At 69.4% G+C, this 17,864-nt stretch carries 15 protein-coding genes; 14 read left to right on the forward strand and 1 reads right to left on the reverse strand.

What is annotated here, in order from left to right; translation table 11 throughout:
- Positions 1 to 198 precede the first annotated feature (198 nt).
- The 10 genes from AC31A1_RS14010 to AC31A1_RS14055 all read left to right on the forward strand — a co-directional run bounded on the left by AC31A1_RS14010 (position 199) and on the right by AC31A1_RS14055 (position 13,442).
- On the forward strand, positions 199 to 1,749 hold the full coding sequence (locus tag AC31A1_RS14010) for an alkaline phosphatase D family protein (RefSeq protein ID WP_489653613.1): 1,551 nt from the start codon (positions 199 to 201) through the stop codon (positions 1,747 to 1,749).
- A 97-nt stretch (positions 1,750 to 1,846) separates the two neighbouring features.
- Positions 1,847 to 3,010: a hypothetical protein gene (locus tag AC31A1_RS14015; RefSeq protein ID WP_489653614.1), complete on the forward strand. Its 1,164-nt coding sequence runs from the start codon at positions 1,847 to 1,849 to the stop codon at positions 3,008 to 3,010.
- A 150-nt stretch (positions 3,011 to 3,160) separates the two neighbouring features.
- Positions 3,161 to 4,654 (forward strand): SDR family NAD(P)-dependent oxidoreductase, encoded by a 1,494-nt coding sequence (locus AC31A1_RS14020; protein WP_489653615.1) that lies wholly within the window; start codon positions 3,161 to 3,163, stop codon positions 4,652 to 4,654.
- A 58-nt stretch (positions 4,655 to 4,712) separates the two neighbouring features.
- On the forward strand, positions 4,713 to 6,797 hold the full coding sequence (locus tag AC31A1_RS14025) for a hypothetical protein (protein ID WP_489653616.1): 2,085 nt from the start codon (positions 4,713 to 4,715) through the stop codon (positions 6,795 to 6,797).
- Positions 6,798 to 6,952: 155 nt separating this feature from the next.
- Complete coding sequence (locus tag AC31A1_RS14030; protein ID WP_489653617.1) at positions 6,953 to 8,170, forward strand: glycosyltransferase family 2 protein; 1,218 nt, start codon at positions 6,953 to 6,955, stop codon at positions 8,168 to 8,170.
- A 189-nt stretch (positions 8,171 to 8,359) separates the two neighbouring features.
- Positions 8,360 to 9,466: a glutamate 5-kinase gene (gene proB / locus AC31A1_RS14035; RefSeq protein WP_489653632.1), complete on the forward strand. Its 1,107-nt coding sequence runs from the start codon at positions 8,360 to 8,362 to the stop codon at positions 9,464 to 9,466.
- Between the two features lie 190 nt (positions 9,467 to 9,656).
- Entirely contained in the window at positions 9,657 to 10,115 is a 459-nt protein-coding gene (locus AC31A1_RS14040) for a DUF8830 family protein (protein WP_033285916.1), read from the forward strand.
- Positions 10,116 to 10,209: 94 nt separating this feature from the next.
- A complete protein-coding gene (locus AC31A1_RS14045; RefSeq protein ID WP_489653618.1) occupies positions 10,210 to 11,496 on the forward strand; it encodes a glutamate-5-semialdehyde dehydrogenase in 1,287 nt (428 codons plus the stop codon).
- Positions 11,497 to 11,616: 120 nt separating this feature from the next.
- On the forward strand, positions 11,617 to 12,198 hold the full coding sequence (locus AC31A1_RS14050) for an SCO2584 family spore wall biosynthesis protein (protein WP_489653619.1): 582 nt from the start codon (positions 11,617 to 11,619) through the stop codon (positions 12,196 to 12,198).
- 155 nt (positions 12,199 to 12,353) lie between these two features.
- Positions 12,354 to 13,442, forward strand: coding sequence for an SCO2583 family membrane protein (locus AC31A1_RS14055; RefSeq protein ID WP_489653620.1), 1,089 nt, complete (start codon positions 12,354 to 12,356; stop codon positions 13,440 to 13,442).
- A 125-nt stretch (positions 13,443 to 13,567) separates the two neighbouring features.
- On the opposite strand, the gene AC31A1_RS14060 is transcribed toward AC31A1_RS14055, so the two are convergent.
- The gene (locus AC31A1_RS14060; RefSeq protein ID WP_489653621.1) at positions 13,568 to 14,698 is read right to left on the reverse strand and encodes a M48 family metallopeptidase; all 1,131 of its coding nucleotides are present in this window, start codon (positions 14,696 to 14,698) and stop codon (positions 13,568 to 13,570) included.
- Between the two features lie 101 nt (positions 14,699 to 14,799).
- Between AC31A1_RS14060 and AC31A1_RS14065 the strand changes: the two genes are divergently transcribed.
- From AC31A1_RS14065 to AC31A1_RS14080, 4 genes are all read left to right on the forward strand, one after another.
- Positions 14,800 to 14,961, forward strand: coding sequence for a hypothetical protein (locus tag AC31A1_RS14065; RefSeq protein WP_327404136.1), 162 nt, complete (start codon positions 14,800 to 14,802; stop codon positions 14,959 to 14,961).
- Between the two features lie 141 nt (positions 14,962 to 15,102).
- Positions 15,103 to 15,264, forward strand: a complete 162-nt coding sequence (locus AC31A1_RS14070; protein ID WP_489653622.1) for a hypothetical protein — start codon at positions 15,103 to 15,105, stop codon at positions 15,262 to 15,264.
- 67 nt (positions 15,265 to 15,331) lie between these two features.
- Positions 15,332 to 16,021, forward strand: a complete 690-nt coding sequence (gene nadD, locus AC31A1_RS14075) for a nicotinate-nucleotide adenylyltransferase (RefSeq protein WP_489653623.1) — start codon at positions 15,332 to 15,334, stop codon at positions 16,019 to 16,021.
- A 16-nt stretch (positions 16,022 to 16,037) separates the two neighbouring features.
- Entirely contained in the window at positions 16,038 to 17,792 is a 1,755-nt protein-coding gene (locus tag AC31A1_RS14080) for an LCP family protein (protein ID WP_489653624.1), read from the forward strand.
- The last annotated feature ends 72 nt before the right edge of the window (positions 17,793 to 17,864 follow it).

Below are 17,864 nucleotides of genomic sequence, written 5' to 3' on the forward strand. Positions count from 1 at the left end.
CCCCGATCCTCCGTCCGGCGTCAAGATCACCCGCCCCCGTGACCAACCTGGCCGGGGCCCGTTGCTCTCGGAGTAACGGGTCTCTCGCTGTGCGCTTATTTGTCATGGACGCGATACTTACTGTTCAACAGGCGGGACTCCGCGCACTGTGAGGCTTCCAAGTGACCCAAGAGGCCCACGTCGCAAGGGAGTTCACCGATGACCGGAGCCGTATCACCCGATCGACGACGATTTCTCGCGGCCGGTGCGGCGGTGCTCGGGGGCGCCGCTTCCGCTCAGCTCTGGCTGCCGACCTCCGCCCGGGCTGCCGAAACACCGTTGCCCGACGGGGTGTTCAGCCTCGGCATCGCCTCGGGGGACCCGCTGCCCGACGGCATCGTGCTGTGGACGCGGCTCGCCCCGGACCCGCTCAACGGGGGCGGGATGCCGGATCGCGTCGTTCCCGTGGAGTGGGAACTCGCCGAGGACGCACGATTCAGAAAACACGTCCGGCGTGGCGTCGCGCCCGCGCTGCCCGAGTACGGGCACAGCGTTCATGTGGATGTACGGGGACTGCGGCCCGGCCGCGACTACTGGTACCGCTTCCGCGCCAGCGGGCAGATCTCCGCCACCGGCCGCACCCGCACCGCGCCCCACGCGAACAGTTCCGGCGGGCGGCTGCGTGTCGCGCTCGCCTCCTGTCAGAACTGGCAGAACGGCTACTTCACGCCGTACGCCGACATGCTGGCCCAGGACCCCGACTTCGTGCTCTTCGTCGGCGACTACATCTATGAGTCGGCGCCCTCGAACGCGGGGCCGCGTCGGCACGAGGGGGCCGGGGAGCCGTACAGCCTCGTTCAATATCGCAATCGGTACGCGCAGTATCGGAGCGATCCCGATCTCCTCGCCATGCACGCCAACACCCCCTGGGTCGTGACCTTCGACGACCACGAGGTGGACAACGACTGGGCGGGGGAGGTCCCGCAGGACCCCGACAAGCAGTCGCACGACGCGTTCGTGGCGCGGCTGACCGCGGCCTTCCAGGCGTACTACGAGCACATGCCGGTGCGCGCGAGCGCCGTACCGAACGGGCCGCACATCCAGATGTACCGGCGGCTGGAGTTCGGCCGGCTGATGCGGCTCAACGTCCTCGACACCCGGCAGTTCCGCAGCGACCAGGCCACCACCCAGGCCGGCGCCGAGGACCCGTCGATGACGATGATGGGCGCCGAGCAGAAGGCATGGCTGCTGCACGGGCTGCGGTACTCGCCCGCCCGCTGGAACGTCATCGCCTCGCAGATCATGATGGCCGAGACGGACACCCTGCTCGGCGCGGGCAAGCAGTGGTTCTACGACGCCTGGGACGGCTACCAGGCCGAACGCAACGCCCTGCTGGAGGACTTCAAGAGCGTCCGCAACCCCGTGGTGCTCAGCGGCGACCGGCACCTCACGATGATCAGCGATCTGAAGGAGGACTTCGCCGATCCGGACTCGGACGTCGTCGGCGCCGAGTTCGTGGGGACGTCCATCTCCAGCAACGGCGACCAGGACCAGGCCGCCTTCCATGCCCAGTGGGACCCGCTGATGGCGGACAACCCGCACTGGAAGGTGATCGACGCCCACCGCGGCTACCACCTGTTCGACATCCGCAAGGACGGCATCGACGCGAAGGTGAGAGTCGTGGACACCGTGATCAAGCCCACGGCGACCCCGAGCACGTACGCCTCACTCCGGGTGGAGTCGGACGATCCGGGCGTCAACGTCGTATAGAAGTTCGTGAACCCTGTGTGACCGGAGCCTGGGACTCATCTGTGTCCCAGGCTCCTCTCAGGGCAAACTCAGGAACAACTCTTACCGTCCGTTAACCATGGAGACGGATTGTATTAAGGAAGCGCTGCCCGTCGGGACCCGGCTGCTGCACATCGGCCCGCACAAGACCGGGACCACCGCCATCCAGGGCGCGCTCTTCGCCGCGAAGGACACGATGCCCGCGCACGGCGTCGACTTCCCCGCGCACAGCAGACACCCGATGGAAGCGGCCCTCGCCGCCTGCGCACGGCCCGCGATGATGGGCGACACCGTGCCCACCGACAAGCACTGGACGCGCCTCCTCGACGCCGTGCGGGCCACCGGCGACCGCACCTCGGTGATCAGCAGCGAGTTCTTCGCCGACGCCGAGGACGACGAGACGATCGCCCGGATCGTGGAGCAGCTCGGCGGTGAGCGCGTGCACATCCTGATCACGCTGCGCCCACTGGCGAAGATCATGCCGTCGCAGTGGCAGCAGTACGTGCAGAACGGCCTGCGCATGGGCTACGACAACTGGCTGGAGCACATGCTCCGCAAGGCGCCGTACGAGCAGCCCAACCCCAGTTTCTGGCGCCGGCACCGGCACGACCGGCTGGTCGAGCGCTGGGCCCGGGTCGTCGGTCCCGAGCGGGTCACCGTCGTCGTGGTCGACGACAGCGACCGGGACGGGCTGCTGCGCACCTTCGAGACACTGCTCGGACTGCCCGCGCATCTCCTGCGGCCGGTTCCGGACGCGGCGAACCGTTCTCTTACCCTCGCCGAGACCGAAATGCTGCGGAAGCTCAACGTGGAATTCCGCGGCAATGGACTCCCCGACGAGCTGTATTCCAAGCTCGTGCGCAACGGCGCGGTCATGCATATGAAGAATTCGTGCAGTCCGACCCCGCAGGACGTGAAGATCACCACGCCGCAGTGGGCGGTCGAGGCCGCGGGCGCGATCGGCGCCGAGATGGCGGAGACCATTGCCGCCACGGGCGTACGGGTCGTAGGGGACACGGCACTGCTCTCGGCCGTACCCGAGGCCGTGGGGAAGGCGGCCGGGGCTCCGCGGATCGCCCCCGAAGTGGCAGCGCAGGCGCTCTACGGGGCGCTCGCGGCGGCCGCCTCGGCGCCCGTGCGGCACAGTGCGCCGGCGAAGGCGCGGACGGTCCACCAGACGTCGTCGAAGGAACTCGTACGAGTTCTCGGTCACCGTTGTCTGAAGAAGCTCCGTCGCCGCTGAGCGCTGTCATCGCATGGTTACCTGCAGTGCGAGATGAATGACAGGTGTCGCGCACATATGCGGTGGAGGTCACTCGCCTTGCACTGCGGTAACCGCGAGTGGGACCATTTGCGAGTTCCCCCGTTGTCCCGAGGTAGGTCAAGGTCACCTGTGTCGCACATAGCCAAGCCCCGCACCACCGCAGTGATCCTGGCCGGCGGTACCGGTCAGCGGGTGGGTCTCTCGATCCCCAAGCAGCTGCTGAAGATCGCCGGCAAGGCAGTCATCGAGCACACCCTGACCACCTTCGAGAACGCCGACTCGATCGACGACATCATCGTCCTGATGGCGCCGGGCTACGTCCCCGACATCGAGAAGATCGTCGCCAAGGCCGGATTCAAGAAGGTCACCAGCATCATCGAGGGCGGCTCCACGCGGAACGAGACCACCGAGCGCGCCATCGCCGCGCTCGGCGAGGGCCTGGCCGAGGGCGAGGACCGCAACGTCCTCTTCCACGACGCCGTGCGCCCCCTGCTCTCGCAGCGCGTGATCGACGACTGTGTGATCGCCCTGGAGCGCTTCCAGGCCGTCGACGTGGCCATCCCGTCCGCGGACACCATCATCGTGACCCGCACGCACGGCGACGACGGCGAGTTCATCACCGAGATCCCGGACCGCTCCCGGCTGCGCCGCGGCCAGACGCCCCAGGCGTTCAAGCTGTCCACGATCCGCCGCGCCTACGAGGTCGCCGCCGGGGACCCCAACTTCCAGGCCACGGACGACTGTTCGGTCGTACTCAAGTACCTGCCGGACGTGCCGATCCACGTCGTCGCGGGTGACGAGTACAACATGAAGGTCACCCAGCCCGTCGACGTCTTCATCGCCGACAAGCTCTTCCAGCTCGCCTCCACCGCCGCGCCCGAGCAGGTCGACGAGGAGGCCTACCGCCGGCTCCTCACCGGCAGGACGCTGGTCGTCTTCGGCGGCTCGTACGGCATCGGCAAGGACATCGCCGAGGTCGCCGAGGGCTACGGCGCCACGGTGTACGCGCTGGGCCGCTCGACCACCGGCACGCACGTCGAGAACCCCGAGGAGGTCGACGACGCGCTGTCCAAGGCGTACGCGGAGACCGGGCGCATCGACTACGTCATCAACACCGCGGGCGTGCTGCGCATCGGCAAGCTGGCCGAGACGGACAACGCGACGATCGAGGAGGCGCTGAAGGTCAACTACCTGGCGCCCGTGCAGATCGCCCGTTCCGCGTACAAGTACCTGGCCGAGACCAAGGGCCAGCTGCTGCTCTACACGTCCAGCAGCTACACGCGCGGCCGCGCCGAGTACAGCCTGTACTCCTCGACCAAGGCCGCGATGGTGAACCTCACCCAGGCCCTGTCGGACGAGTGGGCCGGCGACGGCATCCGCGTGAACTGCATCAACCCGGAGCGCACCGCCACCCCGATGCGCACCAAGGCCTTCGGCCAGGAGCCCACGGGCACGCTGCTGTCCTCCGAGGCCGTGGCCCGTACCTCGCTCGACGTGCTGCTGTCCGAGCTGACCGGCCATGTCATCGACGTCCGCCAGCAGGACCCGACGGCCGGCGCGGCCAGGGCCTCCGGCTTCGAGGCCGCCCTCGCCTCGGTTCTGGACGTCCAGGACGGCGTTTAATCAAGCCTGACTCTGAGCTCCGGTAAATTACTCGAAACCCCCAAGAGCAGGTTTATCAGTGATTTCCACCGCTATTCGCGTGGCCCGGGTGGGCAGCGCGGCTGAGCTGGCCGCCGCCGCCCTGATGATGCTGGGATACCCGGCCCTCATGCTGGCCGCCCTCATCCCGAGCGTCCCCGCCTTCGCCGCCGCGGCCGTCGTGACGTACGTCGCGGACCACTATCTGCACCGCCAGGCCAGCTACCTGATCAACCGCCTCAGCAAGGTCAGAGCGGGCCTCTCCATCCGCTTCCTGATCCGCCAGCTGCTGCTGATCCTGCTGCTGGCCCGCATGAGCCTCTCCGACAACCTCATCTTCTACGGCGCGATCGCCTGCTTCATCGCCTTCTACGGCCTCCAGGCCCCGCACGGCGCCGTCGTCACGCTGATCCGCAACCGCCGGCGGATGCCGGTCGCCACCCGCAACGTCGACCTGGGATCGCGCATCCGCATCCCGGACGCCCCGAAGTTCGGCCTGCTGGAGCGCTCCGCCGAGAAGATGCTCCACCTCGACCTGTTCGCGGTCGTGGGCCTGCTGATCTCGGCCCAACTCGACTCGGCCGTCGAGGGCTTCATCGGCGTCGGCGTCACCCTGTTCCTGGGCAGCCTCTACGTCGGTGCGCTCCTGCCGTACATAAGGGGTACGAAGATCCCGCCGACGCCCGAGGTCATCCTCGCGGCCGTCGACGACTGGCTGCACGAGTACAAGCCGCAGACAGTGCTCTACTTCTCCGGCTCCAAGGACTCGGCGTACCAGGTCAACATGTGGCTGGAGACCATGGAGCAGCTGGACACCCGGCCGCTGGTCCTGCTCCGCGAGCGCGTCATACTGCAGAACCTCGCCCCGACCAAGGCCCCCGTCATCTGCGTGCCCGGCGGTGTGCACCTGATGAACATGGACCTCTCGACCGTGCGCGTCGCGCTCTACGCGGCCAACGTCGGCAAGAACATCCACCTGCTGCGCGTCCCCACCATGAAGCACGTCTTCATCGGCCACGGCGACAGCGACAAGCTGGCCAGCGTCAACCCGTTCAGCAAGGTCTACGACGAGGTGTGGACCGCCGGCCGCGCGGGCCGCGACCGCTACGCCATCGCCGACGTCGGTGTCCGCGACGACGACATCGTCGAGGTCGGCCGCCCGCAGCTCGCCCCGATCCAGACCTGGCAGGGCGTCCCCGAGGGCCGTATCCCGACCGTGCTCTACGCCCCCACCTGGGAGGGCTGGGACAACGACCCCGGCAACACCTCCCTCCTGCTGGCCGGCGAGAACATCGTGAAGAAGCTGCTCAAGGCCGACCCGCCGGTCCGTGTGCTGTACAAGCCGCACCCCTTCACCGGCACGGTCAGCCCCGCGGCAGGCTCCGCCCACCGCAAGGTCGTCGCCCTGGTCGAGAAGGCCGCCGCCCAGCGCGCGACCGACCCCCGCTTCACCGCCGACGCGGCCGCCCAGACCAAGGCCAAGGCCGACCTGGCCCGCATCGACGCCCGCATCGCCGAACTCTCCGGCGGCCCCGCCGACAAGGCCGACGAGGCCGAGCAGACCCGTGACGGCGTGGTCGACCTGGTCAAGTACGAGGAGATCGCCCGGCTGCGCGCCGAGTGGAACGACGCGTACTGGACCTCCGTCGGCACCTTCGAGCACCGGGTCATCTCGGGTTCCGAGCCGCGCCTGTACGACTGCTTCAACGTGTCCGACGCGATGGTCTCCGACATCTCCAGCGTGGTCTCCGACTTCATCGCGAGCGGCAAGCCGTACGCGGTCACGGACTCCGCGAAGCTGGGCGTGGAGGAGTTCAAGCGGCAGAACACGGCGGTGCGCGCGGCCGTGATCCTCTCCAACAAGGCAGCGGAACTGGGCGAGTTGCTCGCGGCGGTCCGCACCCCGGACGCCGACCCGATGGCGGAGGACCGCAAGGAACTCAAGGAGTACCTGCTCGGCCCGGACGAGCCCACGTCCATCGAGCAGTTCAACACCGCGGTGGAGAACCTCGCACTCAAGTCCGAGACGCGCAACGTCGGGCAGGAGCGCGCGGCGGCGAGCGGTGAGGCGGCGAGTCCGCCTGCGGCCGAGGCGCATCTGTCGGCGGACCCCACGGTCGGCTGACCTGCACGAGTCAGAACTTGGTCAAGAAGAGCCCGGTTTTTGGGGAGTGATCCTCGAAAACCGGGCTCTTTTGCGTATCCCCTGCTGACGGAGCACAACCGATCCACAGGGTCGGCCGTCTTCCAGATGGCGTTTCAATGGACAAAGGGGAGCGCGTGACCGTGACGCAGCCTGATGTGACCGTGGTCGTCGGGGCGTACGAGGCGATGCCGTACCTGGTCGAGTGCCTGCGCTCGGTCGAGGCGCAGACGCTGGACGCGGCCCGCATCGAGGTCATCGCCGTGGACGACGGTTCGACGGACGGCACGGGGGAGTACCTGGAGGAGTTCGCGGCCCGCGCCGCGACCCACGTCACCGTGATCCACCAGGCGAACTCCGGCGGCCCCAGCTCCCCCCGCAACGTCGGCCTCGGCAAGGCGAGCGGGCGCTACGTCTTCTTCCTCGACGCCGACGACCGGCTTGCCCCGGAGGCGCTGGAGCGCATGGTCGCGATGGCCGACCGCAACGGCACGGACGTGGTGCTCGGCAAGGTCGAGGGCATCAACCGCGTCCCGCCCAAGGCGGCGTGGGTCCAGACACTGGAGCGCACCGACGTCTTCCACTCCAACATCAAGTTCACGCTGAGCGCGCAGAAGCTGTTCCGGCGGGCGCTGTTGGAGCGGCACAGCATGCGGTTCGACGAGTCGCTGTTCACCGGCGAGGACGCGCTGTTCACGATGGAGGCCTATCTGCGGGCCGACGGCGTCTCCGTCATCGCCGACCACACCTGCTACTACCTGGTGGGCCGCGACGACGGCAAACACGTGACGAAGAGCGGGAGTTACACCCTCCGCTTCGACTCCGCCCGCGCCTTGATGAACCTCATCGCGGAGATGGTCCCGCCGGGCGTGGAGCGCGACAAGCTGATGGTCCGCCCGTTCCTTGTCACCCTGCTTCCGCAGTTCGGCCCGAAGTACGTGGGGGACAGCGAGCGGGTACGGCGCCACAAGTTCGAGCTGGCCAAGCCGCTGATGGCCGCCCACTGGACGCCCGAGGTGGCCCTCCGCCTCAAGGTCAACGAACGGCTCCGTCTGCAACTGGTGGCTGAGGAACGCCCCGAACTCCTTCTGGACGTCGTGCAGTTCGTGCAGTCGAAGCAGCGACCGACCGGGGTGGTGGAGAAGCGGGGGCGTCGGGTGTACCTGGCGTATCCGCACTTCCGATCGGGTGAGGCGGGGCTGCCGGACTCGGTCTACCTGGCGGAGCCGCGGGAGGCGCGTGAGGTGGAGGGGTATCGGGAGGGGGGAGCGAGCGTGTTCTTGCGTCGGGTGGCGCGGAAAGTACGTCGGGTGCGGGTGCGTCGTGGCTGGTCGCGCAGTTCCCCGCGCCCCTAAAAAACGCAGGTCGGCCCGTGTCTTTAAGGGGCGCGGGGAACTGCGCGACCAGCCCCCACCGGCCCGCGCTGTGAACTCAACCCTCCTGTCCGCGACCTGGACCAAGGTGCACAGGGCAACCCGGTTCGCGTAGATTGCCAGCCGGATCTACCCGAGGGGACGTCGCACGTGGCAGGGGCAAGGCAGGCCGTGACCGAGGCCCGCAGGATCGTCGTCAAGGTGGGTTCCTCCTCGCTGACCACCGCGGCCGGCGGCCTGGACGCCGACCGGGTCGACGCGCTCGTGGACGTCCTCGCCAAGAGCCGCAGCGGGGGAGAGAAAGAGGTCGTCCTCGTCTCCTCCGGTGCCATCGCCGCCGGACTCGCCCCGCTCGGACTGCGCCGCCGCCCCAAGGACCTGGCCCGGCAGCAGGCCGCCGCCAGTGTGGGGCAGGGGCTTCTCGTGGCGCGGTACACCGCGTCCTTCGCCCGGTACGGCATCCGCGTCGGACAAGTGCTGCTCACCTCCGACGACATGAGCCGCCGCTCCCACCACCGCAACGCCTCCCGCACCCTCGACAAACTCCTCGCCATGGGTGCCCTTCCGATCGTCAACGAGAACGACACCGTCGCCACGGACGAGATCCGCTTCGGCGACAACGACCGGCTCGCCGCCCTCGTCGCCCACCTCGTCCACGCCGACCTGCTGGTTCTGCTCTCGGACATCGACGGCGTCTACGACGGCGACCCGAGCAGGCCGGGCACCTCGCGGATAGCGGAAGTCCGGGGGCCCGCCGACCTCGCGCACGTCGAGATCGGCAGCGCGGGCAAGGCCGGCGTCGGCACCGGCGGCATGGTCACCAAGGTCGAGGCCGCGCGGATCGCCGCCGCCGCCGGCATCCCCGTCGTACTGACCAGCGCGGTCCACGCGACCGACGCGCTGAGCGGTGGCGACACGGGGACGTACTTCCACGCCACCGGGAAGCGGTCCGCCGACCGTCTGCTCTGGCTCCAGCACGCGTCCACGCCCCAGGGCTCGTTGACGCTCGACGACGGTGCCGTGCGCGCGGTCGTCCAGCGCCGGATGTCCCTGCTGCCGGCCGGAATCGCCGCCGTCGAGGGCGAGTTCAGCGCGGGCGACCCCGTCGAACTCCGGGACGCCGAAGGGCACGCGGTCGCCCGGGGTCTCGTCAACTTCGACGCCAAGGAGATCCCCCAGCTGATCGGCCGCTCCACCAGGGAACTGGCGCGGGAGCTGGGACCGTCGTACGAGAGGGAAGTCGTGCACAGGGACGACCTGGTGATCCTGCACCCGTAGAACAACTGAAGCACCCGCCCAGGGCCCGCGGTCGAAAAGAGCGGGAACGCCCGTCCCCGGCGACAGCCGTGAGGTGGACCTTCCGCAAAAGCGCCACGCGGACGCCTTCGGCCTGCTCAACTTTGCTCAGGGACACATCCGCGCGAGCACTGCAGCTCGACCATTGCGTAAGGAGGCCGTCGTGAGACGAGTGCGCCCTGGGGCGGCGGCGTCCCGCGGTGGTACCACCTCCCGCGCGCCCGGCGAGGAGCGCACGCTGACGAGCGTCGCGGCCGGCGCCCGGTACGAGGGCGAGGAACCCAAGGACCTGCCCCGGCTGTGGCATGTCACCCTCAGCGTCTCCGGCGGCGAGGCCCCGCTGAAGGAGGTGCGGCGCGGTCTGGAACAGCTCGCCCACGACCACCCCTTTCTGCTGACCAGCCGCTACGCCAACGACCACGCGGAGATCCGCTACTGGGAAGAGGCCCGCGACCTGCACGACGCCGCCGCCGTCGCGCTGCGCCTGTGGGGCGAGCACCGCCAGACCGCGAAGCTGCCGCCGTGGGAGATCGTCGGCCTGGAGGTCATCGACCGCGAGACCTACCACCAGCGCATCTCCGAGGGATACGGCCCGCTGCCCGCGACCCCGGTCGGCGTACATCCGTTCTGACGTCTGGTTTGAGCCGTCTTCGGGGCCTTCCGTGCTTGTCTCGCGGTTTGGGATAGCCGGTGGACGTCCCCGCCGGGCGCACTACCCTTCCCTCATGACCACGCTCTCGCCGTACGACTCCCTGTCCCCGGTCACGCAGGCCGCGTACCGCGCCAAGTCCGCCGCCGCCGACCTCGCGCCGCTGCCGCGCGCCGAGAAGGACGACGCGCTGCTCGCCATCGCGGACGCGCTGGAGGTCCGTACGAGCGAGATCGTCGAGGCCAACGCCAAGGACATCGCCAAGGCCCGCGCCGCCGGCACCAGCGAGACGGTCATCGACCGGCTGACGCTCACGCCCGAGCGCGTCCGGGCCATCGCCTCGGACGTACGGGACGTCGTCGCGCTGCCCGACCCGGTCGGCGAGGTCGTCCGCGGCTCGACCCTTCCGAACGGCATCGACCTGCGCCAGGTCCGCGTCCCCCTCGGCGTCGTCGGCATCATCTACGAGGCCCGCCCGAACGTGACCGTGGACGCCGCTGCCTTGTGCCTCAAGTCCGGGAACGCGGTCCTCCTGCGCGGCTCCGCCTCCGCCTACGAGTCCAACACCGCCCTCGTTCGCGTCATCCGCGACGCCGTCGGCGGCGCCGGACTGCCCGCGGACGCCGTGCAGTTGGTGCCCGGCGAGAACCGCGAGAGCGTCCGCGAACTGATGCGCGCCCGGGGCCTCGTCGACGTGCTCATCCCGCGCGGCGGCGCCTCCCTGATCCAGACCGTCGTCAGCGAGTCGACCGTCCCCGTGATCGAGACCGGCGTCGGCAACTGCCACGTCTACGTCGACGCCGACGCCGACCTCGACATGGCGATCGACATCCTGATCAACTCCAAGGCCCAGCGGCCCAGCGTCTGCAACGCCGCCGAGACCCTCCTCGTCCACCAGGACATCGCCCCCGAGTTCCTGCCGCGCGCCCTGCACGCCCTCGCCGAGGCCGGCGTCACCGTGCACGCCGACGAGCGCGTGCTCGCCTACGCCAAGGACTCCGAGGCCACGGTCGTCGAGGCCACCCTGGAGGACTGGGACACCGAGTACCTCTCCTACGACATCGCCGCCGCCGTCGTCGACTCGCTCGACAAGGCCGTCCAGCACATCCGGCTGTGGAGCTCCGGCCACACCGAGGCGATCGTCACCAGCTCCCAGCAGGCCGCCCGCCGCTTCACCCAGCTGGTCGACTCCACCACCGTCGCCGTGAACGCCTCCACGCGCTTCACGGACGGCAGCCAGTTCGGCTTCGGCGCGGAGATCGGGATCTCCACCCAGAAGCTGCACGCACGGGGCCCGATGGGCCTGCCGGAGCTGACAAGCACCAAGTACATCGTCACGGGCGACGGACACATCCGCCGCTGAGGTCCTGCCGTCCGGCATATGCGGTGGGCATAACGCCTCGTCGGGGGAGAGACGTCTCACACAACGGATGAATTTCCCGACCGTCTGCCCAAATTGACCCCCCAGGTCTACTCTGGAGAGGTGCCGGAGGACGTGGGGGGCAGGCCGTTTCCCGACGGCTGGGAGCCCGACGACGACCACGACCGCGGAATGTCGGACGAAGAGTTCGCATCCGTGGTCTTCGACGAGGCCTTCATACGGGCGGCCGTGGTACACGAGCCGACCGCCGTCGAACGCCTGCTTGCCGCTGCCCAGGCCAGAGCCGAGGCCTCCGAGGCCGAAGCCCGCCGCGCCCAGCACGGCAGACGCGCACGAGGCGACGACGATCCGTTCGAGGACGCCTACGGACGCGAATTCGGCCATGATCCGGAACTCGACGACCTGGACGACCCCGATGTCGTCGAGGGCCGCTACGGCGCCCCGGGCACCTACGGCAAACAGGTCCGCTGGCACCGCCCCGTCGCCTGGCTGCTCGCCCTCGTGATGGGCATCGGCATGGTCGCCCTGGCTTTCTCGGCGGTCTACCGCGGCGCGTCCTCGGGCGGCAGGGACCGCGTCCCGCCCCCGGCCTCCACCGGCGTGGAACAGGGCACGGCGGCGGCACCCTCCGCATCCGCCGACAACTCCCAGCCACCACTGTCCGCCGTACCGCGCACGCCCTGAGCGAGTTGTGAGCGGCTAGGGCCTGTCCGGCGGATGTGCGTGCCACGCCCCGCGTCTGCGACAGGATCCGCCGGACAGGCCCTGGGTGAGAACCTGTCAGAACTTGTCGTGTACCAGGGCGTTTACCTGAGGCTCCAGAGACCTACTCTGAAAGTATGGGCGGTCCAGGAGACCCACCTGAGGGCACGCCCGAGGGCGCTCCCGGTGGTGGTGAGGACGAGTACCGATCCGTCGTCTTCGACGAGTCGTTCGTCCGCGCTGCCCGCCTCCAGGAGTTCTCCGCGCAGGAGCGCCTGGCCGACCACGCCCCCGCCGTCCGCCGCCGCCCGGCCCTGCGCCGCGGTCTCTCCCGCCAGGCCCTGATCCTGGTCATGCTGATCGCCGTGGCCTTCGGCACCGCGATCTACATGGGCGTACGGCACCCCTACACGACCCCCACGGCCCAGCAGCCCGTCGAACCGCTGCGGATGACCGTCATCCCTCTGTCCCCCCAGGGCGCGGTGCCGGGGGCGGCCGACGCCGAGGACCTCTACGCGCACAGCCCCGCCGCGCAGTTCAGCGTCGGCGCCGAGGGCGTACCGCTGCCGGCCGCGCGGCGCACCGCGCACTTCTCGGACAGCCAGGTCATCGCCGCCCTGAGCACCGCCAAGGACTACATCGTGGAGTCCTCGCTCTACCCGGCGGTCCTCACCGGCGGACAGATCCGCCCCGCGCGCGTCCTCGTCGACCCGGACCAACTCGACCAGTTCGACCAGAGTTTCGAGCACCCGACCGCCGACGGCCGGCACGAGCCCACCGGATGGCTGGTTCGCTTCGACCCCTCACGCGTCCAGCTGGCCGACCGCAAGATCCGCGTCCAGGGCACCCTGGCGGCCACCGAGATCGACTCGTCCACCCTCGAAGTCACCGCCGACGGAACCTTCGTCTACGCGCTGCGCCCCACCGGCTCGACGGCCTCGGCCGGCTCCGGCGACCAGGCCCAGGTGTCCCTGTTCACCGTCCGCCGCGAACTGCACTTCCGCTTCGACCGCGACGACCTGCGCATGCACCAGGCCCAGATCGTCGTCTCCTACGTCCAGGCAGGGCCGCTGTCCTGCGCCGAGGACTCCGTGACCCATCTGCGGCCCCTGCTCGCCGGCCAGACCGCCAAGACGGGCGGCCCGGCCGGCACGGACCCGTACGCCACGGGCAGCGCGACGGCGCTGTGCGGGACGCTGGCGACGAGCGCCCAGCCGAAGGTATGAGGTATCCCTCGCTCCGAAGGCGCGGGTTCCCCGAGTCCGAAGGTGTGAGTTTCCTGAGTTTTCGCACCCGCCGGGGCCGTGCCCGGAAGGAGCCGGACACGGCCGTCGTACGTACGTGAGCGAGGTCAGCCCTCGTCGCGCGGCGGGGTGTCGTCCGTGGGCGGCTGCTCGGTGCCGTTGGCCGAGCCCGACGGCGGCTCGTCCTGCGGTGTGGAGCTCGCGAAGCCGCCGAAGCCGCGCCGCACCCGGCCGCCGAGGTCGCCCGCGCCGCCGGCGAAGTCGCTGACCAGCTTCATCAGCGGGTCCTTGGAGTTCTTGACGTTGCTCGCGTAGCTCGCCGCCGACTCGCGGAACGAGTCCGTGACCGAGGTGTCCTTGTCCTCGCTGCGCCGCGGGTAGTGGCCGTCCATGATCCGCTGGTAGTCGCGGGACTCGGCCCACTTCTTCAGCTCGGCCGCCCGCACGGTGGTGAACGGGTGGGAGCGGGGCAGCACGTTCAGGATCTTCAGCACCGAGTCGCGCAGGTCACCGCCCGACTCGAACTCCTCGGCCTGCTTGAGGAACGCGTCCACGTTCATCTCGTGCAGGTGGTTGCCGCCGGCGATCTTCATCAGGCCGCGCATCGAGGCCCGCAGGTCCTGGCCGACCAGCAGACCCGCGCGGTCGGCGGACAGCTCCGACTTGCGGAACCACTCGCGCAGCGCCGTCACGATCGCCAGGATCGCGAGGTTGCCCAGCGGGATCCAGGCGACCTTCAGGGCCAGGTTGGTCAGGAACAGCAGGATCGTGCGGTACACGGAGTGGCCGGACAGCGCGTGGCCCACCTCATGGCCGACGACCGCCCGCATCTCCTCCTCGTCGAGCAGCTCGACCAGGCCGGTGGTGACGACGATGATCGGCTCGTCCAGGCCGATGCACATCGCGTTGGGCTGCGGGTCCTGGGTGACGTACATCGGCGGGACCTTCTCCAGGTCCAGGATGTAACAGGCGTCCCGCAGCATGTCGTTGAGGTGCGCGAACTGCTGGTCCGACACGCGCACCGAGTCGGACAGGAACAGCAGCCGCAGACTGCGCTCGGGCAGCAGCCCGCTGAGCGCCTTGAACACCGTGTCGAACCCGGTCAGCTTGCGCAGCGCCACCAGGGCGGAGCGGTCGGCCGGGTGCTCGTACGCACGCGAGGAGATCCCCGGGAAGCGCCTGCGCTGCCTGCTCGGTACGTTCTCGTGCCCGTTCTGCTCGTGGCCGTCTTCGGACATGTGGTCCCCCAAGTGCGTGTGTGTGCCCTGAGTGCCCCCGAAGCAGAGCCCAGCCTAGGCGGAGATACCGTGGACGGGCAGTACAGCGAAGGAGTCAACGCATGGAGCCCCATTCCGCAGCCGCCTGGCTCGCAGAGGCCGCGAACGCCGCCCCCCGGCAAGGATCGGGGGACCTGCTCAAGGTCGTACTGATCGTCATGTTCTTCGGCTGCATCCTGACCGCGTGGTTCCTGCTGCGCGGGTACAAACAGAAGGACGACTGAGGCGCCCGTCGAGTTCCCTGTCGCGTCCGGGTCGGCTGCCGTCGGCTTCCAATGGCGGAGTCGGCGTGATCGTCGCGGGGGCGCCCGCTTACCATGGGCCGACATCTTTATCCCGCCCACACCGGATAGGTTCTGCTGAAGATGAGCTTCCAAGGGACTGCTGCCCAGTTGGTCACTCTTGCTGCCGAGGGTGAGGGCGGGGGCAACCACGAGAGCCTCCAGCCGATCATCGCCGGTGGCGGCGCGTTCATCGTCCTGATGCTCCTGCTGTGGATCACCACCCGCTTCAACCGCGACCGCTAGGGTCTGTCCCTTCTGTCCGCCGGACGGGTCTCGGGGCCTTCACACCGGGCCGGTAGGGTCTGCACGCATGGGAGAGCAGGACATGCCTACCGGTCCGGCGAACGACACGACGCGCGGCACGGAGATCCGAATGGCGAACGGCCCGCGCAACAACGGCCCGTCGAACCCCGGCAAGCGCCGTCTCGGCGTCATGGGCGGAACGTTCGACCCGATCCACCACGGGCACCTCGTGGCGGCCAGCGAGGTCGCCGCGCAGTTCCACCTGGACGAGGTGATCTTCGTCCCGACCGGTCAGCCGTGGCAGAAGACCGACCGCAAGGTCGCGCTGGCCGAGGACCGCTACCTGATGACGGTCATCGCGACCGCCGAGAACCCCCAGTTCTCGGTGAGCCGTATCGACATCGACCGCGGTGGCCCCACCTACACCACGGACACCCTGCGCGACCTGCGCGCGCTCAACCCCGACGCGGACCTCTTCTTCATCACCGGTGCCGACGCCCTCGGCGCGATCCTGACCTGGCGGGACGCGGAGGAGCTGTTCTCTCTCGCGCACTTCATCGGGGTCACCCGCCCCGGCCACACGCTGACCGACCCGGGCCTCCCGGAGGGCGGCGTCTCGCTGGTCGAGGTTCCCGCGCTGGCCATCTCCTCAACAGACTGCCGTGCGAGAGTCGCGAAGGGTGATCCCGTCTGGTACCTGGTGCCCGACGGAGTCGTGCGCTATATCGACAAGCGCGAGCTGTACCGCGGCGAGTGAGCCGAGAGGGGCACCGGTGAACGACCGATACGACGCCGGGTACGGCGGCGACCAGTACGAACTCGTCGGCTACGACGAGTACAACCAGCCTGTCTACCGTCAGGTCCCGGCCCAGCAGACCCAACAGCCCCCGCAGCAGCAGCCGTACGACCCGTACGGGCAGCAGCAACAACAGGGCTACGCGTACGACCCGTACGCGACCGGCACCCAGCAGCAGCCCCCGTACGACACGGGTACCCAGCCGCAGACCCCGTCGTCCTACGACGCCGGTTCTCAACAGCCCGCCGCCCCTTACGACACGGGCCGGCAGGCGCCCCGGTCCGGCTACGACCCGTACGCCACCGGGACGACGAGGGCCTACGACCCCTACGGGCAGACCGGGACCAGCGGGCAGCAGCCCCGGGTCGCCGAGCAGACCGCCTACATCCCGCAGCAGGGCGGCCCGGCCGAGGACACGGAAGCCCCGAAGGCCCCGGAGGCGGGTGAACGGGACTACCGCACCGAGCAGTTCGCCTTCGTGGAGGAGCCGACCGACGACTCCGAGGACGTCATCGACTGGCTGAACTTCACCGAGAACCGCACCGAGCGCCGCGAGGAGGCCAAGCGCCGCGCCCGCGGTCGCATGGTCGCCCTCGTCGTGGTCCTCGCGCTGGTCGCGTCCGGCGGTGTCGGCTACCTCTGGTACGCCGGAAAGCTCCCCGGAGTGTCCTCGTCATCCTCGAAGTCCGGCACCACGACGGCCGCGGGCGCCCAAAACCGCGACGTGATCGTCGTCCACCTGCACAACACCTCGAAGGGCGGCACCTCTTCGGTGCTGCTCGTCGACAACACCACCCTGAAGCAGGGCACCACCGTGCTGCTGCCCAACTCCCTCGCCCTCACGGACGACGACGGCAACACGACGACGCTGGCCAAGTCGGTCGACGACGACGGCACCTCCGGCACCGTCGACCAGCTCAACACGGTCCTCGGCACCGACATCGAGGGCACCTGGCGGCTGGACACCCCCTACCTGCAGAACCTGGTCGACCTCGTCGGCAACATCGACCTCGACACCAACGCCGACGTGCCCGACCCGGACGCGACGAAGAAGAACGCCGCGCCCCTCGTCCACAAGGGCAAGGACCAGACCCTCAGCGGCAAGATGGCCGTCGCCTACGCCACCTACCGCGCCTCCGGCGAGGCCCAGAACGCCCAGCTGGAGCGGTTCGGCCAGGTCATGCAGGGCGTGCTGCGCCAGCTGACCTCCGACCCGACGGCGGCGACCACCACCGTGCAGACCCTGGCCCAGATCCTGGACCCGCCCCTCACCGACAAGGACCTGGGCACCTTCCTCGCCAAGCTCGCCGACCTCGCCAAGAGCGGCGACTACAAGACGGCCCTGCTGCCCGTCCAGAACGACGGCACCCTGACCGCGCAGGCCTCGGCCAGCGTCGTCAAGGACATCCTGGGCGGCACCGCGAAGAGCCCCGACGAGGGTTCGGCGGTCCGGGTCGCCGTCCAGAACGCCACCGGCGTCAAGGACGACACCGAGAAGGCCCGCGTCGTCCTCCTCAACGGCGGCTTCACCTTCCTGGAGGCCGGCACGGCGTCCGGGACCTCGGCGAAGTCCAAGATCACGTACTCCGACGCGGCCGACAAGGAGAACGCCACCGAGGTCGCCAAGACCCTGGGCCTGCCCACCAGCACCGTGACCAAGGGCACAGTCGCCGCGAACGCGGATGTCTCGGTGGTCCTCGGAGCGGACTACAAGCCGTCGTCGTCATCGTGACGGCGGCGTAGTGGCTGGGTGACGGAGAGCATGCCCCGGAGGCCGGAGCCGGTGTCCCGACCGGCGTCCGGG

It is taken from the genome of Streptomyces sp. P5F9 (assembly GCF_057961495.1).

Bases quoted from the DNA above. Each gene is read 5' to 3' on its own strand.
- AC31A1_RS14070 (WP_489653622.1), top strand. From the start codon at position 15,103: ATGAGCTTCCAAGGGACTGCTGCCCAGTTGGTCACTCTTGCTGCCGAG.
- AC31A1_RS14010 (WP_489653613.1), top strand. From the start codon at position 199: ATGACCGGAGCCGTATCACCCGATCGACGACGATTTCTCGCGGCCGGT.
- AC31A1_RS14060 (WP_489653621.1), bottom strand. From the start codon at position 14,698: ATGTCCGAAGACGGCCACGAGCAGAACGGGCACGAGAACGTACCGAGC.
- AC31A1_RS14055 (WP_489653620.1), top strand. From the start codon at position 12,354: ATGGGCGGTCCAGGAGACCCACCTGAGGGCACGCCCGAGGGCGCTCCC.
- AC31A1_RS14045 (WP_489653618.1), top strand. From the start codon at position 10,210: ATGACCACGCTCTCGCCGTACGACTCCCTGTCCCCGGTCACGCAGGCC.
- nadD (WP_489653623.1), top strand. From the start codon at position 15,332: ATGGGAGAGCAGGACATGCCTACCGGTCCGGCGAACGACACGACGCGC.
- AC31A1_RS14015 (WP_489653614.1), top strand. From the start codon at position 1,847: ATGGAGACGGATTGTATTAAGGAAGCGCTGCCCGTCGGGACCCGGCTG.
- AC31A1_RS14065 (WP_327404136.1), top strand. From the start codon at position 14,800: ATGGAGCCCCATTCCGCAGCCGCCTGGCTCGCAGAGGCCGCGAACGCC.